This is a genomic window from Microcoleus sp. AT9b-C3, assembly GCF_036705485.1.
In the GTDB taxonomy this organism is placed as follows: Bacteria; Cyanobacteriota; Cyanobacteriia; order Cyanobacteriales; family Microcoleaceae; genus Microcoleus.
Map to the genome: position 1 here is coordinate 58,649 of NZ_JAUBUR010000019.1, position 25,805 is coordinate 84,453.

The 25,805-nt window shown below is 46.3% G+C and carries 23 protein-coding genes; 11 read left to right on the forward strand and 12 right to left on the reverse strand.

Annotated elements, in window-relative coordinates; translation table 11 throughout:
* Positions 1–18 precede the first annotated feature (18 nt).
* From QUB77_RS17975 to QUB77_RS17995, 5 genes are all read left to right on the forward strand, one after another.
* Complete coding sequence (locus QUB77_RS17975; RefSeq protein ID WP_333175561.1) at positions 19–795, forward strand: ABC transporter ATP-binding protein; 777 nt, start codon at positions 19–21, stop codon at positions 793–795.
* A 292-nt stretch (positions 796–1,087) separates the two neighbouring features.
* Positions 1,088–1,819, forward strand: coding sequence for an urea amidolyase associated protein UAAP1 (locus QUB77_RS17980; RefSeq protein WP_333175558.1), 732 nt, complete (start codon positions 1,088–1,090; stop codon positions 1,817–1,819).
* A 193-nt stretch (positions 1,820–2,012) separates the two neighbouring features.
* Positions 2,013–2,654 carry an urea amidolyase associated protein UAAP2 gene (locus tag QUB77_RS17985; protein ID WP_333175555.1) on the forward strand — a complete coding sequence of 214 codons (642 nt, stop codon included), beginning with the start codon at positions 2,013–2,015 and terminating at the stop codon, positions 2,652–2,654.
* Between the two features lie 137 nt (positions 2,655–2,791).
* Complete coding sequence (gene uca, locus QUB77_RS17990) at positions 2,792–6,409, forward strand: urea carboxylase (RefSeq protein WP_333175553.1); 3,618 nt, start codon at positions 2,792–2,794, stop codon at positions 6,407–6,409.
* Between the two features lie 182 nt (positions 6,410–6,591).
* Entirely contained in the window at positions 6,592–6,768 is a 177-nt protein-coding gene (locus QUB77_RS17995; protein WP_333175551.1) for a WG repeat-containing protein, read from the forward strand.
* A gap of 23 nt (positions 6,769–6,791) precedes the next feature.
* Here QUB77_RS17995 and QUB77_RS18000 read toward each other — a convergent pair whose 3' ends face one another.
* From QUB77_RS18000 to QUB77_RS18015, 4 genes are all read right to left on the reverse strand, one after another.
* Positions 6,792–7,580 carry a class II glutamine amidotransferase gene (locus tag QUB77_RS18000; protein WP_333175548.1) on the reverse strand — a complete coding sequence of 263 codons (789 nt, stop codon included), beginning with the start codon at positions 7,578–7,580 and terminating at the stop codon, positions 6,792–6,794.
* Between the two features lie 290 nt (positions 7,581–7,870).
* Positions 7,871–8,767: a thermonuclease family protein gene (locus QUB77_RS18005; RefSeq protein ID WP_333175546.1), complete on the reverse strand. Its 897-nt coding sequence runs from the start codon at positions 8,765–8,767 to the stop codon at positions 7,871–7,873.
* A 197-nt stretch (positions 8,768–8,964) separates the two neighbouring features.
* Entirely contained in the window at positions 8,965–9,543 is a 579-nt protein-coding gene (locus tag QUB77_RS18010) for an ACP phosphodiesterase (protein WP_333175544.1), read from the reverse strand.
* Positions 9,544–9,553: 10 nt separating this feature from the next.
* A complete protein-coding gene (locus QUB77_RS18015; RefSeq protein WP_332952379.1) occupies positions 9,554–9,712 on the reverse strand; it encodes a ribbon-helix-helix protein, CopG family in 159 nt (52 codons plus the stop codon).
* A 311-nt stretch (positions 9,713–10,023) separates the two neighbouring features.
* Between QUB77_RS18015 and QUB77_RS18020 the strand changes: the two genes are divergently transcribed.
* On the forward strand, positions 10,024–10,311 hold the full coding sequence (locus QUB77_RS18020) for a hypothetical protein (protein ID WP_333175541.1): 288 nt from the start codon (positions 10,024–10,026) through the stop codon (positions 10,309–10,311).
* 106 nt (positions 10,312–10,417) lie between these two features.
* Here the strand turns inward: QUB77_RS18020 and QUB77_RS18025 are convergent, their stop codons facing one another.
* The 3 genes from QUB77_RS18025 to acs form a co-directional block, all read right to left on the reverse strand.
* A complete protein-coding gene (locus QUB77_RS18025) occupies positions 10,418–10,672 on the reverse strand; it encodes a hypothetical protein (RefSeq protein ID WP_333104263.1) in 255 nt (84 codons plus the stop codon).
* Entirely contained in the window at positions 10,669–10,875 is a 207-nt protein-coding gene (locus QUB77_RS18030; RefSeq protein ID WP_333104262.1) for a hypothetical protein, read from the reverse strand. The genes QUB77_RS18025 and QUB77_RS18030 overlap by 4 nt, the downstream gene beginning before the upstream one ends.
* Positions 10,876–11,182: 307 nt before the next feature.
* A complete protein-coding gene (gene acs / locus QUB77_RS18035; protein WP_333175537.1) occupies positions 11,183–13,153 on the reverse strand; it encodes an acetate--CoA ligase in 1,971 nt (656 codons plus the stop codon).
* A gap of 286 nt (positions 13,154–13,439) precedes the next feature.
* Between acs and QUB77_RS18040 the strand changes: the two genes are divergently transcribed.
* Positions 13,440–14,108 carry a restriction endonuclease subunit R gene (locus QUB77_RS18040; RefSeq protein WP_333175534.1) on the forward strand — a complete coding sequence of 223 codons (669 nt, stop codon included), beginning with the start codon at positions 13,440–13,442 and terminating at the stop codon, positions 14,106–14,108.
* Between the two features lie 244 nt (positions 14,109–14,352).
* Positions 14,353–15,399 (forward strand): galactose-1-phosphate uridylyltransferase, encoded by a 1,047-nt coding sequence (galT, locus tag QUB77_RS18045; RefSeq protein ID WP_333175532.1) that lies wholly within the window; start codon positions 14,353–14,355, stop codon positions 15,397–15,399.
* A 236-nt stretch (positions 15,400–15,635) separates the two neighbouring features.
* Here galT and QUB77_RS18050 read toward each other — a convergent pair whose 3' ends face one another.
* Both QUB77_RS18050 and QUB77_RS18055 read right to left on the reverse strand, forming a co-directional pair.
* Entirely contained in the window at positions 15,636–15,920 is a 285-nt protein-coding gene (locus tag QUB77_RS18050) for a hypothetical protein (RefSeq protein ID WP_333175531.1), read from the reverse strand.
* Between the two features lie 156 nt (positions 15,921–16,076).
* Positions 16,077–17,054: an acetamidase/formamidase family protein gene (locus QUB77_RS18055; RefSeq protein ID WP_333175528.1), complete on the reverse strand. Its 978-nt coding sequence runs from the start codon at positions 17,052–17,054 to the stop codon at positions 16,077–16,079.
* A gap of 334 nt (positions 17,055–17,388) precedes the next feature.
* Between QUB77_RS18055 and QUB77_RS18060 the strand changes: the two genes are divergently transcribed.
* Positions 17,389–19,173 (forward strand): metallophosphoesterase family protein, encoded by a 1,785-nt coding sequence (locus QUB77_RS18060; RefSeq protein WP_333175525.1) that lies wholly within the window; start codon positions 17,389–17,391, stop codon positions 19,171–19,173.
* A gap of 207 nt (positions 19,174–19,380) precedes the next feature.
* Here the strand turns inward: QUB77_RS18060 and QUB77_RS18065 are convergent, their stop codons facing one another.
* Together QUB77_RS18065 and QUB77_RS18070 are read right to left on the reverse strand one after the other, a co-directional pair.
* Entirely contained in the window at positions 19,381–20,586 is a 1,206-nt protein-coding gene (locus tag QUB77_RS18065; RefSeq protein WP_333175522.1) for a DUF4336 domain-containing protein, read from the reverse strand.
* Positions 20,587–20,712: 126 nt separating this feature from the next.
* Positions 20,713–21,534, reverse strand: coding sequence for a Uma2 family endonuclease (locus tag QUB77_RS18070; protein ID WP_333175520.1), 822 nt, complete (start codon positions 21,532–21,534; stop codon positions 20,713–20,715).
* A gap of 464 nt (positions 21,535–21,998) precedes the next feature.
* On the opposite strand from QUB77_RS18070, the gene leuB reads away from it, so the two are divergent.
* A complete protein-coding gene (gene leuB, locus QUB77_RS18075) occupies positions 21,999–23,084 on the forward strand; it encodes a 3-isopropylmalate dehydrogenase (protein ID WP_333175517.1) in 1,086 nt (361 codons plus the stop codon).
* Positions 23,085–23,477: 393 nt separating this feature from the next.
* On the opposite strand, the gene QUB77_RS18080 is transcribed toward leuB, so the two are convergent.
* Complete coding sequence (locus QUB77_RS18080; protein ID WP_333175515.1) at positions 23,478–24,764, reverse strand: Glu/Leu/Phe/Val dehydrogenase; 1,287 nt, start codon at positions 24,762–24,764, stop codon at positions 23,478–23,480.
* A gap of 408 nt (positions 24,765–25,172) precedes the next feature.
* Here QUB77_RS18080 and QUB77_RS18085 point away from each other — a divergent pair, with 408 nt between their 5' ends.
* Positions 25,173–25,784 (forward strand): DUF4126 domain-containing protein, encoded by a 612-nt coding sequence (locus tag QUB77_RS18085; protein WP_333175512.1) that lies wholly within the window; start codon positions 25,173–25,175, stop codon positions 25,782–25,784.
* The last annotated feature ends 21 nt before the right edge of the window (positions 25,785–25,805 follow it).

Sequence of the window (25,805 nt, forward strand, 5' to 3'; positions counted from 1 at the left end):
AATACAGAGGATAAACTCATGTTTCTACAAATTAACAATCTGCACAAAAACTTTGAAACGAAAAAGGGTAAATTAGTTGTCCTCAAAGACATCAACATGAGCATCAAGCAAGGCGAATTTATCTGCGCGGTAGGCGCATCCGGTTCGGGCAAATCTACTCTATTGAGGCAGATTGCGGGATTGGACAAGCCGACAACAGGGGAAGTGAAAATTGACGGCAAGGAAGTTGTTGCGCCTGGGCCGGATCGAGGTATGGTATTTCAGCATTACACTCTTTATCCTTGGATGAACGTGCAGGAAAATGCCGAGTTTGGCCTCAAACTTCAAGGCGTTTCCAAGAAAAAGCGGCGCGAACAAGCGAGCTATTATTTGAGTGTGGTAGGATTGACGCAGTTTGCTTCGTCGCTGCCGAAGGAATTGTCGGGCGGGATGAAACAGCGGGTGGCGATCGCCCGCGCCCTCGCTTCTGAACCTAAGGTGTTATTAATGGATGAACCTTTCGGCGCCTTGGATATCCACACTAAAGAATCGATGCACGAATTCATGCTCGATTTGTGGCGCCGCACTCAGATTACAATCTTTATGATTACCCACGATGTCGAAGAAGCAGTGTTTCTTTCCAATCGGATTTATGCTTTGGGCGCTCGTCCCGGTACAGTGAGAAAGGAAATGTCGATTAATTTGCCCGATCGCACTCCCAGCGTTAAACGCCACGCCAAATTCCACGATTACCGCGACGAACTCATGGATTTGATGCGGAAACACGGACAGGAAGCAGTTGCAATGGCTGCTTAAATAGAAATAGGTTTGTAGTTGCACTTTTTGCACCCGCGCCAACAGTACAACGGCCAACCTAAGTAAGTGGAAACTTAACATCTTGCACCCTTTTCAATTACCTATTTAGGAACGGGCAAGATGCCCGTTCCACAAAACTCAATTTTATTGTGGAACGGGCATCTTGCCCGTTCTTTAGAATCGTGCAAGATATCAGTGGAGATAAATATTACTTTGGGAGAGGGTGAGTTTTGCCACTACAGAATACTATTGTTTGGTTTCGCTGACCCCCCAAATACATCAAGAGGAACTTATGGTGCAACTATCATCGATCGACACAAACTCAGAAATCGATTCAAGCCTCGTATTAATGCAAGAAACCGTACCGGGCGGCGCGTACTGGTCGGGAGTCATCAAGCGGGGAAACACCCTGCGAATCACCGATTTAGAAGGCTCTCGCGGCGTTTCCATGCTGTGCTACAACGCCGACAATGCGATCGAACGTTTCAACGCAGCAGACACCGCCAAAATTCAATTCAACGCCTTTCTCAAACAAGGCATGGTGATCTACACAGACATGGGGCGCATCCTATTTTCCATCACCCAAGATACCTCCGGCTGTCACGATTTGCTAGGAGGATGCAGCAACGCCATTAGCAATGCCAAAAAATACGGCGAAGGAGACTGGAAAAACTCCCGCGACAACTTCCTCAAAGCCCTAAGCCGGTGGGGGTTGGGCAAAAAAGATCTCATGCCCAACCTCAACTTATTTACTCGAATTGCCGTCAAACCAGACGGCACGATGGAGTTTCGCGAAGGCTGCGAAAAACCGGGTAGTTTTATCGATTTGCGAGCCGAAATGAACGTATTGACCATTATCTCTAACTGCCCCCACATCCTGCATCCGAGTTCAACTTACGCTCCCAAACCCATCCAAATTCAGATTGTAAAAACCCCCGCACCCGCACCAGACGACTTGTGCCGCACCGCCAACCCAGAAGTTGTGCGCGGCTTCACCAACACCGATGCTTTGTTCCTGCAATAGACAGCACTGCATTTAATCGGCTCCAATTCCCGCCATCATCTGCGTTTATCAGTGTTTATCTGCCTAACATCTGCGGTTAAAAGAGCCATCAAAAACTGAGGCAAAACACCTAATAAACCAGATTTGAAAACTATATCTAATCCGCACCAATCGGCGGTAAAAAAATCTGCAATTCCATCACAAAAAGTGAACCATGACTGCAACCACCCAACAAATTCTCGATCCAGCAACAGCAATTTACAACGAAGTCTTACCAGCCAGACATCCCTGGTCTCGCGTCATCAAAAAAGGACAGATTCTCCGCATTGTAGATTTAGGCGGAAATCAAGCAGTAGATTTTTTAGTTTACAATGCCGATGACCCTTCCGAACGCTACAGCGCCCCCGATACGATCGTCAATCAAGGCAACATCTTCGTCACAACAAACAGCCAACTCATCTCCAACGAAGGGCGAGCCATGATGACAATAATTGCTGACTCCTGCGGGCGGCACGATACCTCCGGCGGCGCCTGTAGCTGCGAAAGCAATTCGGTGCGGTTTGGGCTAGATAAAAAATACCAGCACGCCTGTGTTGAAAATTTCCTCGCCGCAATTCTTCCCTACGGTTTGGGCAAGCGAGATTTAGTCAGCAATATCAACTTCTTTATGAATGTTCCCGTTAGCGAAGATGGCACGCTTGAAATTGTTGACGGCATCTCCGATCCGGGAAGTACAGTTGATTTGCGAGCCGAAATGAACGCGCTAGTTGCTATTTCTAACTGCCCGCAAATGAACAATCCTTGCAATGCTTACAATCCTACGCCGATTCAGTTGATTGTTTGGGATGCGGTATAGGTTGTAGCTGAATATTCGCCAGAAACTGCCAGGGGTTTAAACCCCTGGCTAATAGCTAAAGTCCTCTTTAGAGGACTGAAGAATCGATTGCCCATTAGCAATTATCAATTATCAATTATCAATTAGCAATTACCTAAATGTTTAACAAAGTTTTGATTGCAAATCGCGGTGAAATTGCCTGCCGAATTATCCGCACGCTCGATCGCCTCGGAATTGCTTCAGTAGCAGTATATTCTGAAGCCGACGCCCGCGCCAAGCACGTTTTCGCCGCCAGCGAAGCCGTTTGTATCGGTGCAGCCGCAGCAGCAGAGAGTTATTTGCGGTTCGATCGCATTCTCGAAGTTGCGCGCCAAACAAAAGCTCAAGCTATCCATCCCGGTTACGGCTTTTTGAGCGAAAATGCTGAATTTGCCCAAGCTTGTGCCAGCGAAAATATTGCATTTATCGGCCCGACTCCGAGTCAGTTGCGCTGCTTTGGATTGAAGCACACCGCGCGGGAAATAGCCGCTGCAAATCAAGTGCCGCTAACTCCCGGAAGCGAACTTTTAGCAAGTTTAGATGATGCCCAAAAAGCCGCTGGGGCGATCGGCTATCCGGTGATGCTCAAAAGTACCGCAGGCGGTGGCGGCATCGGTTTGCAGGCTTGTTTTGGCGATCGAGATTTGGCAGAAGCATTTGAAAAAGTACAGCGTTTGAGTCAAAGCAATTTTAAACAAAGCGGCGTTTTTTTAGAGAAATACATTCAAACAGCCAGGCACATAGAAGTCCAAATCTTTGGAGATGGCAAAGGAAATGTCATAGCCTTGGGCGAGCGAGATTGTTCAGTGCAGCGGCGCAATCAAAAAGTAATAGAAGAAACCCCCGCCCCGGCTATTAGCGACGAACAGCGAAATCAGTTGTACAGTGCAGCCGTGCGGTTGGGAAAAGCGGTAAATTACCAGTCAGCCGGTACTGTTGAATTTGTGTTTGATGTCGATGCGAAACAGTTTTATTTTTTGGAAGTCAACACGCGCTTGCAAGTCGAACACGGCGTTACTGAAGCTGTCAACAACATCGACCTTGTTGAGTGGATGGTCAAACAGGCTTCGGGAGATTTGTTCCCCCTGGAAGAGTACCGCTATCGGCCGCAGGGACACTCAATTGAGGTGCGAATTTATGCCGAAGATGCCGGCAAGAATTTCCAGCCGAGTTCCGGGTTGCTGAATCAAGTTGCGTTTCCCGAAAACGCCCGCTGCGACAGTTGGATAGAAACCGGAACGGAGGTTACTCCTTTTTACGATCCGCTGCTAGCCAAAGTAATCGTTTGCGGCGATAATCGAACCCAGGCGATCGTAAAACTAAAAGCTGCTTTAGATGCCAGTGAAATAGCGGGAATTGAAACTAATTTAGATTACCTCCGCCAGATTTTGGACGATTCCAGATTCAGCCGGGGCGAACTGAGCACGCGCTTTTTAAACTCTTTTGAATACGCACCTTTAACGATCGATGTATTGGATGGGGGAACCTACAGCAGCATTCAGGATTATCCCGGGCGGATCGGCTATTGGGATGTGGGCGTGCCGCCTTCTGGGCCGATGGATCATCTGGCATTTCGATCGGCAAATCGTTTAGTAGGAAATCCCGAATCGACAGCAGGATTGGAATTCACAGCTACAGGTCCAACTCTGCGCTTTAATGCCGATACAGTTATTAGTTTGACTGGTGCAATTATGAAGGGAACGCTAAACGGCGAACCGGTGCCGTTTTGGACAGCAATTCCCGTAAAATCTGGCAGCATTCTCAAGTTAAAAGCCATTCAAGGCGGCGGCTACCGCACTTATTTAGCGGTAAAGCACGGCTTTAATGTCCCCGATTATTTGGGCAGCAAATCAACTTTTGTACTGGGCAAATTTGGCGGACACGCGGGCCGCACGCTGCGTCCGGGAGATGTGCTTAAACTGGTTCAAACTGCAACTCTGGAAGCGGAAATATCTTTGCCTCCCGAACTAATTCCCACCTACAGCAATAATTGGGAAATCGGCGTTTTGTACGGGCCTCACGGCGCGCCGGATTTCTTTACTGAGTCAGACATCGAAATGTTTTTCTCTACAGAATGGCAGGTGCATTACAACTCGACGCGGACGGGCATTCGGCTGATCGGGCCGAAGCCCGCCTGGGCGCGTCAAGACGGAGGAGAAGCGGGTTTGCACCCGTCTAACATTCACGATAATGCTTACGCGATCGGCACGATCGATTTTACGGGCGATATGCCTGTAATTCTCGGTCTTGACGGCCCGAGTTTGGGAGGTTTTGTGTGTCCTGCTACTATTGTGCAGTCGGAATTGTGGAAAATCGGGCAACTGAAACCGGGGGACAGCATTCGCTTTCACTGTTTGAGTTTTGCTGAAGCTTTGCAGCGGGAGTTAGCACAAAATAGGCAAATTGCTACTTTTTGTTTGCCTGTTTTTGGGGAAAATGCGGAGGAATTGCCCGCAGTTCCCGCCTCTCCAATTTTGCACGAAATTCCCGAATCTCCGGCACAGGTTGCTGTTACGTACCGTCAAGCTGGGGATAAATATATTCTAGTTGAATACGGCCCGTTGGTGCTGGATTTAAATTTGCGTTTTCGGGCGCACGCATTGATGGAAAAGCTGAAAGCAAATCCGTTGCCGGGTGTTATCGAATTAGTGCCGGGAATGCGATCGCTGCAAATTCATTTTGAGGGCCGCCAGATTTCGCAACAGCAGCTAATGCAGGCGCTGATTGCGGCGGAGGCGGAACTTCCGGCGATCGAGGATTTGGAAGTGCCAGCGCGAATTGTGCACTTGCCTTTATCTTGGGAAGATGAATCGACGCTGTTGGCCATTGAAAAATATATGCAGTCTGTGCGATCGGATGCACCTTGGTGTCCCAGCAATATAGAGTTTATTCGCCGCATCAACGGGCTTGACAGCATCGAACAAGTCAGAGAAATTGTATTTAATGCTAGCTATTTAGTGATGGGTTTGGGAGACGTTTATTTAGGGGCGCCCGTCGCAACTCCCCTCGATCCGCGCCACCGTTTGGTTACTACTAAATACAATCCCGCCCGCACTTGGACTCCTGAAAATGCAGTGGGCATTGGCGGCGCGTATTTGTGCGTTTACGGGATGGAAGGGCCCGGAGGTTATCAATTTGTCGGCCGCACGGTGCAAATGTGGAATCGGTTCAAACAAACGGCGGATTTCCAGTCTGGTAAACCTTGGCTTTTGCGCTTTTTTGACCAAATCCGATTTTATCCGGTTTCTCATGAGGAATTGCACCGCTGTCGGGAAGAATTTATTGAAGGGAAGTTTAAATTAAAGGTTGAGGAAATCACTTTTAATTTGAGAGAATACAATGAGTTTTTGCATTCTATTGCGGGCAGTGCTGCTGAGTTTAAAGCGCAGCAGCAGGCCGCATTTAATGCAGAGCGCGATCGCTGGGCCGCATCCGGGGAATTTGAAGCTGAATCTGCCGCAGAAGCCTCGGCGGATTTGGGTTCTGAAACGGCGGCGGAGGTTACTTTGCCGATCGGCTGTGAGGCAGTTGTCGCTCACGTTTCGGCCAATGTTTGGCAGGTGCTGGTTAATGTTGGAGATGCGGTTGCTGAGGGATCTCGGCTGTTAATTTTGGAAGCGATGAAAATGGAAATTGCTATTACTGCTGATGTTGCAGGCACTGTTGCCGAGTTGTTTTGTGAAAAGGGGCAAACGGTGACAGCCGGACAAATTCTCGTGGCGGTTCAACCGAATTAATCCCTCTGTTGTCAGTTCGGGGAAAGTGGAAGCCGTTGGATAATTGCGGGATGATTTTGATTGTTTTGTGGGATGAGTTCCTCAGCTCGTCCGATATATTTTCATCGCAGGCGGGACACCCCACAAGAATCATCCTCTAATTGTGCAACCCCCGCTCATTTAATGAAGGTTTAGCAGCAGTTATGGCTTCAAAAAGGTGGGGATACATCAATCAAGCAGGCCAGTGGGCGATCGCCCCGCAATTTTCGGTGGCGGGCAGTTTTTCGGAAGGCTTAGCCGCTGTCAAGCGCGATGGCAAGTCTGGCTTCATCAATCAAACTGGAAAGCCAGTCATTTTGCAGGTTCGATGCTTTGTTTAGGGTTTAAATTTGTTTAAGTCTCGTTAACTTAACTCCAGCAGCCCAGAATTGAGCGGCCAACCATCCTGAAATACCAGCAATTCTCCCGGCTGAATTTGCGTCCAAACTTCGTTATCTGTCAGCGGAAAAGTCGCAATAACAGCCACGCGATCGTCCTCGTTGGTCAATTCCCGAAAATCGACTGTTACATCTTCGTCGATCGAGTGAGCGCTAGCAAAAGGTGCTTGTCGCACAATATAATGCAGATTAGTAGAACAGTGGGTGAACAAGTGTTCTCCATCGGAAAGTAAATAATTAAAAATTCCGTATTCGGCCAAACTTTTAGTAATTTCCTCCAGTGCTGGGTAAATTTCCGCTAAAGCAGGCTTACTTTGAGGAAAAGTGGAGCGCAGCTTTTCTAATATCAAACAGAATGCTTTTTCGCTGTCAGTTTTGCCAACCGGTTTGTAAACCCCGGCACATTCTGGATCAAAGTTTTCCAGATTTCCGTTGTGAGCAAACACCCAATAACGTCCCCAAAGTTCCCGAATAAAAGGGTGGCAGTTTTCCAGAGCAATTTCGCCTTGCGTAGCTTTGCGGATGTGAGCAATAACGTTAGTTGAATGAATGGGATAGCGACGCACTACTTCTGCAACCGGAGAAGCAATCGCAGGTTTAGAGTCTATAAAAAGGCGACATCCCAAACCTTCAAAGAAAGCAATTCCCCAACCGTCTTGATGAACGTCTGTTCGGCCACCTCTTGCAGAAAAACCCTCAAAAGAAAAGCAAATATCTGTTGGAACATTGCAGTTCATTCCCAGTAATTGGCACATAGCTTTTAAATCTCTGGAGTTTGAATGGATGTCGCAGCTCTTGGCAGCTACAGATTTGCGATGATAGTATTATAGTATGAATTGATTTAGCCTAATAAAAAAACGAATAATTTTGGATTGTCAACCGTAAGGCTACTTAAATTAAAAAAAATGCGTGAAGCCAAGCTATCCCGTTCGTTAAGCGGGCCCGTTGCGCTAGGGAATCGCCCAAAATTCAATCGCGTTCCCGCCAAAACAGTCCTCATCGTTCCATTTGTCCTGGAATTTTTTTAGTTAAATTCAGGTAAAATTCAATTTTCTGGGGGGAAATCAGAAAATTGCTTGATATTCTTTAAAACTATTTGAGGCTTCCCTTTGTATTGTTCTACCTTCCCACTGACATAGACATATCCGCGTCCCAGCCCCGCATAACGCTTCTCGATTAGCCGCTTCAATGGAGCCATTTCATCAGTTTCAGCATCCGGTATCCACAAATCTAATTTATGATAAACTGAACCCGCATAAATCAGAGCGCTGTCGCCAATCCATTTACTAATTCCCGCCTGCAAATCGCAGAAAATAGTAATAGATTTAGCTCTCTCAGAAGCCGCTAATATTTTCGGGTAGTGCAACCTCAAAGAAAGCGCTCCTCCTGTTGCTTCCGACAACCGAAACTCTTCAACAATCGAGCCTCGCATCGACCACCAAGGCAGTAAATTAGCATAGTTGCGAGAGGGAATTTTGGCATTGATAATCGGATTCCAAATCATCAGATTGTAAGCTTTTGCTGCCGATTCTGCCTCAGTCATCTGGCGGTGATACAATCTCGATCGCCCGTATTTCACAAAGTAGGGACTCCAGCCTTCTGCAATCAGTTTAAGATTGTAATTTTCTGCGTCTTTATGTACGTAACAGAGGAGACGCCCGTAGTTGTCGCGGTGTTTTTCGAGAGCCACTTCAACCGAATCGTCTGTATCAAATTCTATGTCAATTTGAGCAAGTCCGCCATCTGCTGTGGCGAAGTATTTTTTAGCCATTTCTGAAGCTGCTTTCCCCGCCGCAGTTACAGGTTTAGAGCCTCCCGAATGGCTTTCTTCTGTATCGACGCAAATCAGGCGCAGAGACTCGGTTTTGCCGTTGAGAAAAATTTTGATGCTGTCGCCATCAACTACTTTAGTTATTTGCAGGTTCGGAATTCTGGTTGCCATATTTTCAACCCTGTTGCACTTGAGATTTCATGCAGGTATCGCTTGGATTATACACGAGTTCGTTATCACTATAGCCATCCTAAATTATTTGTGAAGTTCTTACTCCCTCCCCTTGATAAGGGGAGGGTTGGGGTGGGGTCAAACCTTTACGACTCCTGCAAGGATTGCTATAGCAACTGGAATTTGTGTTTTTTATATTAAAACTTGCCAACAGTCGCGTATTTGATTAAATCGGGAAAAAAATCCCTAAAATCAGATTCTAAGCGTTGATAGTTAGCTGTCAAATCTTCTATGCCGCTTGCCAAGTTATTTGTCCGTTTGAGTCGCGCCGACATTCTTGTAAGAGTGATGCCGATTTCGGGAATTTCCTGATAAGATGAAAGCAAGTCGCGGGCAATTATTGTGGGCAGCACCCGCTGGAGAGATTCAGGCAATATATCGCGGTTGTCTTGCAGGACTTTATAGACATGGCGAGAAAAATCTGGGAGCGGAATTTCTGAATATTCCAGCCAATTTTTAGCTAAGAAGTGGTCGTAAAACACGTCAATCAAAACTCCAGCAAACCTTCGTCTGTGGGAAGAAACAAGGCTTTTACTCGATCGCACTATGGCGTGAGAATCCGTGTAGCTATCTACTTTGCGGTGCAAATCGATGCCCTTTCTAATTTCCTCGGGATAAACGTTGACGGCCGTTCCTTTGACAAAATCTCCTAAGAGGTTGCCAATCAAGGATTCTGGCGTGCCTTCTGATAAGAATAGATGAGCCAAATAATTCATCGATTATCAATTAATTTTTGTGGAGCGATCGAGTTTCACCTTCCAAGCTCCTGATATATTCGCGAATCACATCGGTTTTTGTTCGACCGCTGTTCGCGCAATAAGCTTCCAGCCGAAGCATTTCGATTTCAGGCAGTCGAATGGTTAGAACTTTAACATTGTTACTCATACTGCAATTATACTGAAAAATGCAGTACAATTATAGCAGATAAATGCGCCTTGGCAGAATGTTGCCGCACCATGCCAAGACGACTTCCCCGAAGTTGAACGTCCAACAAAGGAGCAATTTAATTATGATTCAAGATCCAGAAAAAGAACCAGAACGCTGGGACGAGCCGATTTTAGCGGATAACCCCAGGCAAGCGAAACAGGAGTGCCAAAAACGAGCCGCTACCGAGTTGAATTAGAATCTGTAACTCAACCCCGAAAAGTTGAAAATCGCCCTCAAGTCTACCGTTGCAACTACAAGGAGAAAGAGTAATGGCTGTTCTGGAATGTGTAAAACCGGGTGCTAAACTCGGTCAAATTATTCTTGCCGTCGATCTTACTGTTGCCGGTGCTGTCGATCGCGTTTTGGCCAAAATTCAAGACTTGGGATATCACCCAGAAATTCGTCATGTCAACTATCCGTCTGGAGTTCACGTCTTGGCAATTCTCAAAGACGAACAGCACAAGCAAGCAGTTGATGATGACTACTTGCTGGAGGATTGGCTACAGGTAAGGTCTGAAATTAAGGCCGATGCCGTTCATCTGTGGCGCGGCAAATAAGCTGTTTTTGGTATATCCGTGAATCTGGGATAACAAAAGAGCGATCGCCTAACTGTAGTATGCGGGCGATCGCATCACAAATTTATTTCAGAAGTAGTGTTGCAGCCTATTGAGAGCTATACTCACCAAATGTTGTCACATACCCCTTAACAGTAACTCCCATATCTAATTCCTCGTGATGAATAAGTAGGTTAGATAATTGGGCAATCAAAAATTCAATCTCGCGACGGTTCTCAAACTGGAGAAAAATACTGCTACCTTCACCCTTAATAATCACCGTTGGAATATCGCTGTCGTCTAACTGTGAATCAATATCTGGGATTATTTGTCTGATTTGCTCTTCAGTCCACATCTGACTCATTCCTCTATCTCCCGTTCAAAAATACAGCGGTATGACTTACCACTCTTATTGAGAATGACACCGCAGAAAGTGCAGCGCCCCTCGCCTCTTAATTCATTATACTCTGCCAACTCACGGCAGCGACGAATAGCAGCTTGCCGATCGCTAGTAGCAACGATTGTGTCTGCATCAAGCCAAACTTTATTTTCAGGGTTTTCTAACATTCCTACACTCTACATTGCCGTAAATATTGCATCATTGTCAATAAACCCAAAGAAACCCGGTTTCTGGCTATTGTGCAAGATTTCAATTGGTGTATCTCATTTTTGCAATATTCGTAGTGGCTCTCGCATTCCCGCAGTAAGTCTGTGCTTATAACTAATAAATTATCTCCCGGAATGCGAGAACGCTTACAAAATTGGGATGCACCCGATTTCAATTAGACCGAACAATTAAATCACAGATGAACGCTAATGTAATTATATCTGCGTTCATCCGCGTTAATCAGCTAAAATCTGCGGTTGCACACCCCTACGCACCGCCCCGCAACTTATCCAAAACCGTCCGGTCTTCCAAAGTCGAAGTATCCCCAGAAACCTCTTGTCCCGCAGCCAAAGAACGCAGCAAACGCCGCATAATCTTCCCGCTTCGAGTCTTCGGCAAAGCATCGGTAAATCGAATTTCACCGGGACGGGCGATCGCCCCAATTTCCTTAACAACGTGCTGCTTCAATTCCTTAGCCAATTCATCGCTAGGTTTCTGCGAGTTGTCCAGCGTGACAAAAGCCACAATGTCCTCACCTTTAATCTCATCCGGTTTACCAACAACCGCAGCTTCCGCCACCGCTGGATGCGATACCAAAGCTGACTCAACTTCCATTGTGCCGAGTCGATGTCCGGCCACATTAATTACATCGTCAACGCGGCCCATTACCCAGAAATAACCGTCTTTGTCTTTGTGCGCGCCGTCCCCTGCAAAGTACACAAATTCGCCATCTTTCGGGTGCAAATATTCCCAATAAGTGCGGCGGAAGCGATCGGGATCGTTGTAAAGTGTCCGCATCATTCCCGGCCAAGGATGTTTCACCACTAAATAACCGCCGCTTTCGTTAGTGACTGGTTCGCCATCTTGGTCAACAACATCGACCACAATTCCAGGGAAGGGTAGGGTTGCAGAACCGGGTTTTGTAGGAATTGCACCGGGCAAAGCGGTAATCATAATTCCCCCGGTTTCTGTTTGCCACCAAGTATCGACGATCGGACAATTCGAGTTGCCAATTACGCGCTGATACCACATCCAAGCTTCAGGATTAATCGGTTCGCCGACGGTTCCTAACAAGCGTAAAGATGACAAATCTCTGGCATTCGGCAAGTGTTCGCCCATTTTCATAAACGTGCGAATTGCGGTGGGTGCAGTGTAGAAAACGGTGACGCCGTATTTTTCAATTACATCCCAAAAACAGCCGGGATTAGAAGGGCGAGGAGCACCTTCATACATTAAAGTTGTCGCGCCGTTGGATAGCGGCCCGTAGACAATATAACTGTGTCCAGTAATCCAGCCGACATCAGCAGTACACCAGTAGACATCGGTATCTTGGAGGTCGAAGATCCACTTGGTTGTCATGTGGGTATAAAGGTTATAACCGCCCGTTGTATGGACGACTCCTTTGGGTTTTCCGGTACTTCCAGAAGTGTAAAGAATGAACAGCAAATCTTCGCTATCCATCGGTTCGGCAGGGCAGTCGGCGGATGCAGTTTTTTGCAAATCGTGCCACCAAAGATCGCGCCCCGGTTCCATGTCAATTTGCTGTTTGGTGCGCTGAACTACCAGAACGTTGGTAACGCTGGGTACGGCATTATTTGCTAGTGCTTTGTCTACTTGTGTTTTGAGGCCAACTGCTGCATCTTTGCGGAAGCCTCCGTCAGCGGTAATGACGAGTTTTGCTTGGCCGTCGTTGAGCCGATCGCGCAAAGCTTCTGCACTAAATCCGCCAAAAACAACGCTGTGTACTGCACCGATTCTGGCGCAGGCTAGCATGGCGATCGCAGCTTCGGGAATCATGGGCATATAAATGCCGACGCGATCGCCCTTTTGGACTCCCAATTCTTTGATGACGTTCGCCATTTGGCAGACTTCCCGGTGGAGTTGCGCGTAGGTGAGGGTGCGGGAGTCTCCGGGTTCGCCTTCCCAAATCAGGGCGGCTTTATTTTTGCGCCAAGTGGTTAAGTGGCGATCGAGACAATTGTAAGAAATATTAATTTTACCGTTGACAAACCATTTAGCAAAAGGCGGCTGCCAGTCGAGCACGGTATCCCAGTTTTGGAACCAGTGCAATTCTTGGGCAGCGAGTTCTGCCCAGAATGCTTGGGGGTCAGCTTTGGCTTTGTCGTAGAGGGCTTGGTACTCTTCTAGGCTTTTAATGTGAGCTTTTTGAGAGAATTCAGCGGGCGGCTGAAATAGCCGTTTTTCATGCAGAATTGATTCGATCGTATCTTGTGACATCGTTCTTAACTTTAATTTCGGTTAGTCTTTTTAACTATTGTTTGCATAAGTTGGGGCAAAAGTATGTTTATTTTCCTTAAGACTTTGGGAAATTTTGTATTAGGTTGAGAGGTTGTTCTTTGTTTGGCTCGCAGATGAAGGCCGATTAACGCACATGAAGAGGATTTTTTAACCTATTTAAGGCTTGATTATTCTTGGAAATTATTGGGACTAAATAAAAATTTAAACTTGTACTTTATTATAAATAAAATCAGCTATTATTAGGTAGGCAGTTAAATTTAATTAAATGAAAGCTATGACCCAAAATTTAGAAGCAAGCCAACTTTCTCTAAACGACGTTCGCCGCCTTCTCAAATTGGAAAGACAAACAGGAGGAGGTTTTACGGATTTTTTTTCTCTAGAACCTCTGACGGATTTTGAACAGCAGCAACTGTTGGAAATCAGTAATGACTTTTGGCGGTATCTAGAAGCAGGTAAAGTTTCTGAAGAATTGGTTAAGTTTTTAGCACTTTCACCGTTAATGAGATTAACGGGTTTTTTTAAAGTTCCTGTGGTGCTGACAATGGAAGATAGCATCCCGATCGAGGTTGAAGATCGGGATATTTTAATTAAAGGGCGGTTGGATGTTTTAGCCGTAAATCAGCCGGATGCAGAGCTGGCGGCTGCACAGTTTTGGATTTTGGTCGTTGAGGCGAAAAATAGTGCGATCGATCCTTGGGCCGGTTTGCCGCAATTGCTGACTTATGCTTATAAAAGTTTGCAGCAGCAATCGTCTGTTTGGGGATTGACAACGAATGGACGCAACTATCAGTTTGTGTATCTGACGCGGGGCAATCCTTGCACTTATCAGATTTTACCAGACTTGAGTTTGACTGACACAGAGCGATCGCTCTTGTTGGCGCAAGTCTTTAAAGCTATTTGCAAGTTGCAGAATGTGCAGTTAAAGTTGGCTTAATCTCGGCGCTTAAAATCTGTGCTTACCCGTACTGCTTAGACAAGTATTCTGTAACATCGGGGGAAAAACCTTTAGTCGCTAATCGTCCTCTATCGCTGGTTTCAACTGTTGTTAATTTCTGTTTAAAAACTGCCGCTTTAATTATAAATTAAGATTTGTTAAAAATTTTGATTTAGCGAGTGACAAAATACAAGTTTTTCTCTAAAATAAGAGACAATTTGACCCGGAAACTGAAGGTAAGAAAATGTCTGAACTTAGACAAAATCTAATTACCAGAGATTGGGTAATCATCGCCACGGAACGGGCGACCAGGCCGGATCAATTCGCAAACAAAAAAAAGTGGGCAGCAGTAGTGCCACCGCACCGTGCCGATTGCCCGTTTTGCGTGGGAAATGAGGAAGACGCAACTTTAGAAACTTGCCGTTTGGGCGATTCCCTACGGGATAGCTTCGCTTCACGCACGGGCTGGAAAGTGCGGGCAATTTATAACAAATATCCCGCCCTCTCCCCGACAGCAGAATGGATGAGGATATCATCGGGAATTCACCGCACGATGGCGGGAATCGGCGTTCACGAGGTAATTGTCGAACACCCGCGGCACGATTTGACTACAGCTTTGTTGAGTGTGGAAGAAGTTGCAAACATACTTTTAGTATACCGCCAGCGCTATGTAGAAATTAGAAAAAATCCCCACATTGAAACAATTATTATCTTCAAAAATCACGGGGAAACTGCCGGAACTTCTCTGGAACACCCCCACTCGCAGATAGCAGCGACGCCCGTTGTACCCAGCCAATTTCGCAGTCGCATCGACGAAGCTATTAGATATTTTGACGACACGGGAGAATGTCTGTTTTGCCGCACTTTGGAAGATGAATTAGCGGCGAAGGAAAGAGTGATTTGTGAGAGTGAACATTTTGTGGCTTTTATCCCTTACGCTGCACTTTCACCGTTTCACACTTGGATTTTTCCGCGTCGGCATTCCTCTTCGTTTGATGAAATTACTGATGCGGAACTTACCGATCTTGCTTATACTTTGAAAACTGTACTGGCTAAGCTTTATTACGGATTGAACAATCCCGATTACAACTATAATATTCGATCGGTGCCGATCGCCCAACGGGCAACAAAATACTTTCACTGGTATATCGCAATTATTCCCAGAGTCACCAAGCAAGCAGGGTTTGAGTTGGGCAGCGGGATGTTTATCAATACTGCTTTGCCGGAAGAAAGTGCGGCGTTTTTGCGATCGATCGAAATTCCTAGCGACAGTAACTTCCCCCCCATCTAAAGTATCCTACATCACAATAGTCAAAGTTACTTCAAATTCTGGTGGAAATGCACACCGCTACTCTGAGTTGCGAGTCTGCGTTGAGGGAGGAAACTGATATTTGAGATTAAAGAATGGGGAATAAGGAATCATCTAATGATTTAGATCATCTGCCTAAAGTTGCATTCTTTTGTGAAACTGGTATCATTTACGAGCTCAACTTATGAAGGTACAAATACTTAGGGCTTGTACCAAACTCACAATAAACTTTCGACATACTGCCAGCCGTCGTCGCTAAAAGTAGCTCTCAACATATCTCTAATTTTGGCATCGATCGATAATATCCCCTCACCAGAGTCACCATTCTCACCGATTTCGCAACTGTCTTCAGACATATGTTCTTGGATGTGGGCCAGAGTATGAGCGAAATTAGCCAGAAAATAATGTTCGTGCACCCACGCTGTCGGATCTGGTATTTCTGGACTCCCAAAAGCTCGATCGACTAAATCTTTTTTTGCAACATCGTCAGTCTGGTTTTTCATGTTGAGTTCGATTTAGGTAGAACTGGTAACTTATCCTATTTTAAGCTTAATTGTCAACAGGATGGCGATCCGGATCGACCACAGCAGTGACAAATTTGTGTAGTTTGTGCGATCGCGATCCTCATCTTTTTGTTGATCGCGTGTTATCATTTTACATCACACTCCGTGACCAATAATTTTCACCTCTGGTAAAATACACTTGGGCATCATTCCGTGAACTCCTTTTTGGGGATTGTTGACAGCCTGCGTAATCCTAAAATTTACCGCGATGGAACACAAAACATAAGCCTCTTCTTCTTTGAAACCTGCAAACTTTTGCAGCCAATAAACCGTCTGTTTAACCGCCATCTCAAACGCTTCATCTAATGTTCTACCGAATCCCATAATCACAATATGAGTCGGCGTTTCTGCAAACGGAAATATCAGAAAAAAATCCTTGCGTAAGATAATTTTAATAGTCCCGTTCATCGAAGTTTCAATGGCAGTACCGTCAACTTCACCATCTCCTTGTGCCGAATGTCCATCGCCGATGGACAGTAAACCGCCGCGCAGAAAAACAGGTAAAAATAACCGCGTTCCTGCTTGGAGTTCCTGATTGTCCATATTGCCGCCGTAGCGCTCTGGAGGAATAGAAGAACGGTTGATTTCTGCATTAGCCACGCCGATAATTCCAAAAAAAGGATGCAGAGGAATCCCAAGGCGGCTACCTGGGGGAAATTCCCCAGTTTTTTGCTCTAAATCTAGCGGAATAAACCGCAATTTAGGTTCGGGAAAATACTCAGGTAATGCTCCCCATCCGGCGCGAATTGCATTAAATCCTACTGGCAAACTTGGGTAAACATCCTCAATGTGAATTTCTAAAACGTCTCCCGGTTCGGCATTGTTAACATAAATCGGGCCTGTCAGCAAGTGGGGCCCTGGGCCAACTTTGCGGTTGGGAGGCAAATTCTGACAAATATCTAAAAATTCGGGGGTGAGAAATTCCGGCGGGGCTTTGTCAGCAACATAATATCCTGAATAGGTTTCGATGTCGATGCGATCGCCCGAATCGACGATTAAAGCAGGTTCGATATTCGGAGAGAAACCGCCCAAATGTACGGTTTTGCAGTTAGCCTTGAGAAGGTGGCGAGTCATGGGATTTTGGATTTTAGATTTTAGATTTTAGATTGAAGGAAGGGTGTTAAGAATGTTATATCGCAAGTTTCAAGCATTTTTGAGAAAGATTTTTTTTAATGAACCGCAGAGGGCGCAGAGGGCGCACAGAAAGAGAAAGAGAATGGAGAGTTCAGAAAATGTGAAAAAATGGTTGAAGTTTGTTAGATGTGAGATATTTTACTAATTTCTTAACTTTTTGATAACTTTGGTAGTTTAAAATTTAAAGTGGGCGGGGGCGGTTTTATATGTATTTGGATGGGGAGTTCTCTTTGGCTGGTGAAACCCGCCCCTACAAACTAATGGCTAATGACTTATGTGGACACCATTGCCCGATAAATTAGAAAATCATAGAGATTTACCCCGCAATCCCTGGTTTTTTGCTGTTTTGATGTTGATTGTCGTCTTGCTAGGTTTCATTATGCAATTTTACATTAACAAACCTCAGCTTTTAAGCGATCCGTTTTTGCAACTCCCAACAGCAAACTCGGTGCGAGTTGTTTGGTTTACCGAGTTTGCTGGTACTCGCAACAGTGTTGCTTACGGCGAAAATTTGAATCAACTTGTGACGGCAAATACTACTAAGCTAAGCCGCACTCGCGAAGACAAAGACTCGCGCATCTCCGAGGAAATGAAACAAAGCATCATTGACAGTAATCCAATTGTCCGCGACATCTGGCGCCACGAAGCAGAAGTCCCCAATTTAAAGCCCGGTGTTCGCATTCCTTATCGAGTCACCAGCGAAAGAGAAGACGGCGCATCTGTCAGCAGCAAACTTTTCACTCTTTCTCCGACACCAGCAGCAGGAATTCCGCTCAAAATTCTCCTCACTTCCGACCATCAATTGATGCCTATGACAGCAGCAAATCTCCAGAAAGTAGCCGAAACAATTGGGAGAGTTGACGCAGTTCTTATGGCAGGGGATTTAATTAATATACCCGATCGCGCTTCTGAATGGTTTGACGACTACCGGGGCCGCGCCTTCTTTCCCTCTCTGCAAGGTCGCGCCTTTTCCGAACTCGACAAAAACGGCATCAAAACCGTTTACAGCGGCGGCGAACTGATCCAACACGCGCCTCTATTCCCCGCCATTGGCAATCACGAAATTATGGGTAGGTTTTCAACCAACAGCAAACTCGATGACCAATTTAACGATCCTTTTCCCCGCGCTGCTGCGGAGAAAATATACCCATACTCAACTCAAAAATCTGTGGTGACAGATAAAGATGTTTGGCTAAAAAACAATAGTTTTAATAGCGATACCTATGACGAGATTTTCAATTTACCGGGAGGCAAAAATTACTATGCTGTGACTTTTGGGGACGTGCGGTTAGTAACTTTGTATGTTACGAATATCTGGCGGACTCCGAATTTAGATCCGGATGCCAGAGGCAGGTATCGGGAACGGGACAAAGATTTTAATAATCCCGAAAAATGGGGATACGGACAGCATATTTTTGAGCCAATTGTCAAGGGCAGCGCTCAATATACTTGGCTGCAACAAGAGTTAAAGAGTGCGGATTTCCAGCAGGCAAAATATAAAATTGTGATGTTTCACCACCCGCCGCATTCTCTGGGTGACAATATTGTACCTGCTTATACTGATCCAGTGCAAATAGTCGATCGCGCTCTCGATGGCGAGATTAAAATGGTGCGTTACGAGTATCCGAAACAGCAAGATTATCTGATTCGGGATGTAGTGCCACTACTAGAAACAGCGGGGGTGCAGTTGGTATTTTACGGACATTCGCACTTGTGGAATCGATTTGTCAGTTCCAGCGGAATGCACTTTTTGGAGACTTCTAATGTGGGCAACAGTTACGGTGCTTTTGTGGGGGAAAAGCGCCGATTTGTGCCGCCGGGATATCGGGAAGATTACAGTGCTATTGGAGACCCGAACGGATTGGAACCTGTGGTGCCGACTGTTGCGCCTTTGTTGGGAGAAGACGGGCGGCCGCTGCCTTATATTGATAGCAATGATCTCACGGCTTTTACTATTTTTGATACGGGGGAGGGTACGGTTAGCAGCTACTATTTTGATACGCGGAAACCGGAGTCGGAAGTGGTGAAGTTTGATGAGTTTAAGTTGAAAAATTCGTAAATTGATTTAGTAGAGACAGGGCCGTGTTCAAAGCGTCTCAACTTAAGACTAAAACCCTCTATTTCTCTCGTTTATATCCAAGTCTCGATCCCCCTAAATCCCCCTGGTTGTTGGGGGACTTTGAAGACTCTAGTCCCCCCCTTGTTAAGGGGGGTTAGGGGGTATCAGGAGGTTAGTGGAAATCGAAAAGATTGTGAACTCAAATGATTAAACCTTTTCTTTCGCAGGCGGAACCAAACCGGTTTTATTCAAACCCGCATCAATCTGCCTGAGCAATTTAAAATCATCTTCGGGTAAGGAATTAACAGGCGAGTGTTTTTCCAGAAACGAGAATGCTTGGCGAAATTCACGCGGCCGGGAGTCGATCGCACTATCGAAGTGACAAGGTACAATCCTTTGAAAGTCCCAACTCGCGACTTTATCCACCCAATCGAGAGTTTCCCTCGGGGCGCGGTTGAGAATCAAAGTCTGCAAAATCGGCGCCACAAACAACCGCCCTCCTCCCCGCAAAGCCTCAAACGAGCGCACCCAATCTGTTTTCCACTTGAACGGATACAACCCGAAATAAGCTTTCCTAGAGCGTTCTGGCGCTTGGCGGGCCCTGGCAAATACCTCCGACCACGGCGGCACTTCCAGCACGCTGGGGCTAAAATACATGGCAAATAAGGCGATTCTCTGCCACCCTTTGCGCCGATTTTCGTGGGTGTCTGCCACAATGTCCGAGGCGCTTTCTTTGGCGTGAAATAGCAGCGGGTAGGAGTCGAGTTGGACGATCGCGGGCGGATTTTCGGGAATTGAAACCACGGAATCTGTTAACATCAGCGTGCGCGATCGTCTGTGAAATAACGCAACTTCAGCAAATCTGCCCAAACCGAGGTCGAGGGGGCCGAGAATTGCCCAGTCAAATTGCTCGGCTAACGGGGTGTTGGTGCTGTCAAGGGGCAGTACAGAGGTGCGTTTCGCCGGCAAACCCAGCCAACTCAGCGGCAAATTCACGGGGAAACTCCACTGTTGCGGGGCGACAAACACCTGCGCTTGGGGAAAACACCTCGCAAAGGGGCCGACAAAAACTTTGTGCTCGATGCCCGAAACCGTTGTCAGCAGGATGTACTTAACCTCGCCGTGCTCTGCTACTAACTCTTTTACCAAGCGGATGCACTCAGGAGTCGGTGCAACGGGGGCGTAGACGAGAAGGCCTTCGGGTTCTAATTTAATTACAGTCATCCGAATCGGGACGACTACGTAGAAAATGCCTTGTATTTGGTCAAAAGTCCAGATTGTGTCCTTGACTATTTCCTTGCGGATGGTGCGCCGCTTGCTGTAGGGATAGAGGGGGACGACTGGCCAAAAGGCCCAAGAATAGTCCCGATTGTCAATCTGTGCTGATGTTGGTATGCCTTCGCCCTCTGCCACTGGTGCGACTCCTTGCCGATTTTTTTGTACGTGCGTGCGATCGAACTATTTTTATCTTATTTCAATCGTGTTGCGCGGATTCGAGGAGTTGAAAAGGGGTTTCACCAGGCCTGGGTGCGAGAACTATTAAACCAACTGTTCAGGATTGATGCCTAGTTCCCGCAACCGCGCCGCTAGTCTTTCCTCTCGCTGTTGAGATTCTGTCAGTTGCTGTTGAGATGCTATGAGTTGCTGTTGAGATTCTATCAGTTGCCGTTCCGCCGCCGTTGCTCTTTCACCCGGACTCAAAATCAACCCTCCTTCGGCCGTAAACCAGCGCAACCACAACCGATTCATACTCTTATAACTGCCTTGCCACCAACCTAAACTCAACTGCAACTCAGGAATAAATAACCGCCCATCAATTAATTCTGTAGGTTCATAGTGGCCTCCTACAAGATGAAAAGCTCGCAATTCATCCGTGTAGCGACTGAACACAAAATAGTAAGGAATCCGCAAAATTTGTTCATAAACTTGCCACTTAGTCGGCGGTTCCCCAGCTTGCTGAACAGTCCGCCCTAAATCTTCATCTTCAGTTCCCGGCGATAGCAATTCCACCACCACAAACGGATTTACCCGTTCTTGCCAAACTACATAACTCAAACGCATATCGCGCCCTTGATAAAGCCTTGGCACACCCACCGCAGCAAACCAATCCGGGCGTTTATGCCAGCGCGGTTGTGTTGCATCGTAATACAAATTTAGGTCACTGGCTGTAAAGACTTGTTCCGCATCCCATCCCGGCGGCAAAAACGTGAATTCCAAGAGTTGCGGCTGATCTAAATGAAACGTATCAGGCAAACCGGGTTCCTTTGGGTCTTGGCTAGGTAAATCATACATTGTTGGCAAACTCTGCCGGGGGTCTAAAGGCGGTTCAGCTTGAGCAGGCGGGTAAGTCGGGAATGTCATCAGAAATATGGGTTAGAAACCCCGTCCTTTTAGGACGGCTTTACATTGAGTTAAAACTTTTGTGGGGTGGAGGGGTATGGTTGCCCCTCCGGCGAGGTATGGTTGCCTCAATCTCCCATTTCTGGGGTAAAGTTAGCTTCGCCAATGTTTTAAGAGCTTGTTAGGCTGAAAGCACTGTCCCAGTGACCTTAGAACTGTTTAACCTTCAGCGACAGAGCAAGGAACTAGCTACGCATTCCAGGGTGTCGTGACTCAAAAAACGTAGTCAGTTAAGACTTAGGCCCGTCAGAACGGCTTGTCAGATTTCTCTTTCAAGCCTCATGCCTTCAGGCTGAGGTTCCTGACAATGAATTCTGAGGTTGCTTATCCTGATATGATTATAACCTTGTGAGAATGTCTTGCATTTCCAAAGAATTCCCATTAACTCTCAATCTCAAATCTCAAATCAAAACTCCAAAATCGATATGACTCAAAACTACCGCATCACTCTTTTACCAGGAGACGGAATCGGCCCTGAAATTATCGCTGTGGCGGTAGATGTCCTGAAACTTGTCGGCCAACAATTGGACATCGGCTTTGAATTTCAAGAAGCTTTAATGGGCGGCGCTGCTATTGACGCAACAGGCAATCCGCTACCCGAAGAAACACTGGAAAAATGCCGCAACTGTGATGCAGTATTGTTAGCAGCAATTGGCGGTTACAAGTGGGATAATTTGCCCCGCGAACAGCGCCCGGAAACGGGATTATTAGGACTGCGCGCCGGATTGGGATTGTTTGCAAATTTGCGTCCGGCGACTATTTTACCGCAATTGGTTGATGCTTCTAGTTTGAAACGGGAAGTTGTTGAAGGCGTGGATATTATGGTCATCCGCGAACTCACAGGCGGCATTTATTTCGGCAAACCGAAAGGCATTTTTGAGACGGAAACAGGCGAAAAACGCGGTGTTAATACGATGGCTTACACCGAGTCGGAAATTGACAGAATCGGGCGAGTGGCTTTTGAGACGGCCAGGAAGCGCGGGAAAAGGCTGTGTTCCGTTGATAAAGCGAATGTTTTGGATGTTTCGCAACTGTGGCGCGATCGTATTATTGCCCTTTCTTCAGAATACCCTGATGTCGAACTTTCTCACCTCTATGTTGACAATGCAGCAATGCAGTTAATTCGCTGGCCGAAACAGTTCGATACAATTGTCACGGGCAATTTATTCGGCGACATTCTTTCCGATGCTGCGGCGATGCTAACTGGTAGCATTGGGATGCTGCCTTCTGCTAGTTTGGGAGCAAGCGGGCCGGGAGTTTTTGAACCCGTGCACGGTTCCGCACCCGACATCGCCGGACAAGATAAAGCAAATCCCATCGCCCAAGTTTTGAGTGCGGCAATGATGTTGCGCTACGCCTTAAATCAGCCGGAAGCTGCTAATAAAATTGAGCAAGCAGTTGTCGAAGTTTTGGAGCGAGGTTATCGCACTGGTGATATCATGTCGGAAGGCATGAAACTCGTCGGCTGTCGGGCAATGGGCGATGCTTTAATTGAAGTTTTGCAAGGTTGATCTATTTATTTTTTAGATACTGTCTTGACCTGTCAAGGGGTAGCGTTCAAATAATTGAGATCGAAAGGCTTTTGGGATTTTAAAATCCCAAAGGCCAAATGCAGCAACTTCCGATATCATTGCATCAGGTGGTTGTCCCTACATCATAACTGCGGGTATTGTACCATGAAGTAGTTCGTATAAATTAACACATTTCTCTCTATGCAAAATCTCTATTTAAAAACATCTTTCGTCTTTGGTAGCACTAAAGTGGCTTTCAAATAAACTGCTGCGTGGATGCTTAAAATTCGCCAATAATTCAAAGCCAAGTTTTGCCAAGTCGGTTCGTAGACTGCACTCTTCTCGAATAACTGCGGTAAGATGGTGCGATCGCACCATCTTACCGCGCTTCCCTCAACCGTTCACATAATAATCCCGCGTTCCCTTCGCATTCATCGCTTCTCCGAGTCGATTTAACCCGTACACGTAAGCAGCAGTTCTCATGGAAACTGACAATTCCTGAGATTTTTTCCAAATTGCTTCAGTTTCTTCGACCATTTTATGCTTCAACCGCTGGTTGACTTCCTCCAGCGTCCAATAAAGCCCGCTGCGGTTTTGCACCCACTCAAAATAACTAACCGTTACACCTCCGGCATTGACTAAAATATCAGGGATTACTTGAATTCCCCTCGCTTCTAACATCAAATCAGCAGCCGAATCAATCGGCCCGTTAGCTACTTCAAAAATAAACTTAGCCTTAACATCATTAACATTCGCTTCCGTTATTTGATTCTCCAAAGCTGCTGGAACCAGCACGTCTACATCTAATGCTAAAAGCTGTTCATTTGTCAAGATTTCGTGTTCTATAATATTGCAAACTGAACCTTCGCAGTAAAGAGCTTTGATACCTTTGTTAGAGTCTTTAAAGCCTCGAATACTGGGGATGTCCAGCCCTTGTTTAGCATAAATTCCGCCTTGGGAATCGCTGACAGCCACTACTTTGTAACCGGCTTTCCAGAGCAGTTCTGCTATTTCGGCACCGGCATTACCAAAACCTTGTACTGCTACAGTTGTATCTTGAGGATTTAGCTCAAATTTGGGTAAGATAGTTTGTACTACAAAAAAAGCACCCATTGCTGTTGCGGTATCTCTGCCCAAACTGCCGCCGATTGTCACTGGTTTACCAGTCACTACCGCTGGAGAAAGCTGCCGCTTAATAATATTATACTGATCCATCATCCAACCCATAATCATGGGGTTGGTGTAGACATCCGGTGCGGGAATATCGACATCGGGGCCGATGAAATCTGCGATCGCATCGACATAGCCCCGGCTCAACCGTTCCAATTCCAGTTTGGACAATTCCTTGGGATTGAGAGTAATTCCGCCCTTGGCTCCTCCAAAAGGCAAGTTCAAAACTGCACATTTAAAAGTCATCCAAAATGCTAAGGATTGCACTTCATCAAGGGATACTCCCGGATGATAGCGCACTCCTCCTTTAGACGGGCCTCTGGTATTGTCGTAGCGCACTCGATAACCTTGAAAAATTCGCAGGGAACCGTCGTCCATCCGCACGGGAATCGATACAATTAAACTGGATTTGGGGTGTTTCAGCCTTTCAATCGTATCCTCGGAAAGCGACACATATTTTAAGGCTCGTTCTAATCGGCGGCTGGCATCGGCAAATAATGATTCAGACATAATTGGAAGGAAGAAGGAAAGCACGACACGGATTTTGACACGGATACACGGATTAATTATTTAGTGTCCGGCAGATTTTTAAGTCAGAGGGAAGAAGGAAGAATAGCTGACATCTTAATTTTAAGTATCTCGGCTGATCTACTGGTGTTCCTATACATTTTAATTTAATCACAATCTAGGTGGAATTTTGTCAACTGTCAACGGTAAACTCTTCACAAACTGCCTTGTGTCGATCGACAATATCGCAGTGCCAAGCAGGCATTAAGCAGATACACTTACAATAGAGGGTGATATTTAAGCTCAAGCCGCAATTTGAGTTCGATCGCTCAAATCACTGGCAGCCATCAGGGGAATTAAATTCTGAAATAGATCGAGGCTGTAGCTGACGTTAGAAACTGAATTATTATTATGGTTGGACTCCTAGCCGCACTCTCTGGGTCTGCGGCAGGGGGTATGAGAATTGCCCTGCCCCTGCTGTTAATTGGTTTGTTGCGGATTGACAAACTGTGGTCGGAAATACCTCTATTGTCGGGGGTTCCCCCCCAGGTGGCTATCACCATCTTGGTGAGTTGGTCGCTGTTAGAATTATTTGCTTCTAAAACCTTTGTAGGACAGCGGGTACTGCAAATTGTGCAAATTATTTTCAGCCCCATTGTAGGAGCAATTATGGGAATTGCGATCGCTCAAGTAAGTTCGATCGAGGAAATTATTGCTCATCCTTGGATGCTGTGGATAATTGGTATTGTCGGAGGTTTGTTGGCTTTAGTGCTGCAACTGGTACAAGCTGGATGGTTTTACCGGCTGCGGGGTTTGCCGATTTGGGTGATTTTCCTCCAAGATGTTCTGTGCATTTCCTTGGTTTTGTTTGCCTTTGACGCCCCGCGGCAGGGAGGGTTAGTTGCTATGATCCTGCTGTGGCTGGCAATTCGCAGTTCTAAAGAGTGGTATCGCTGGTACAAAAGTCAGGGAATACCGGGCGATAGGGGAAATCCCCGCCGCCGCAAGCGCGATCCTGATTAATTATTGATTAGTTATTGGTGA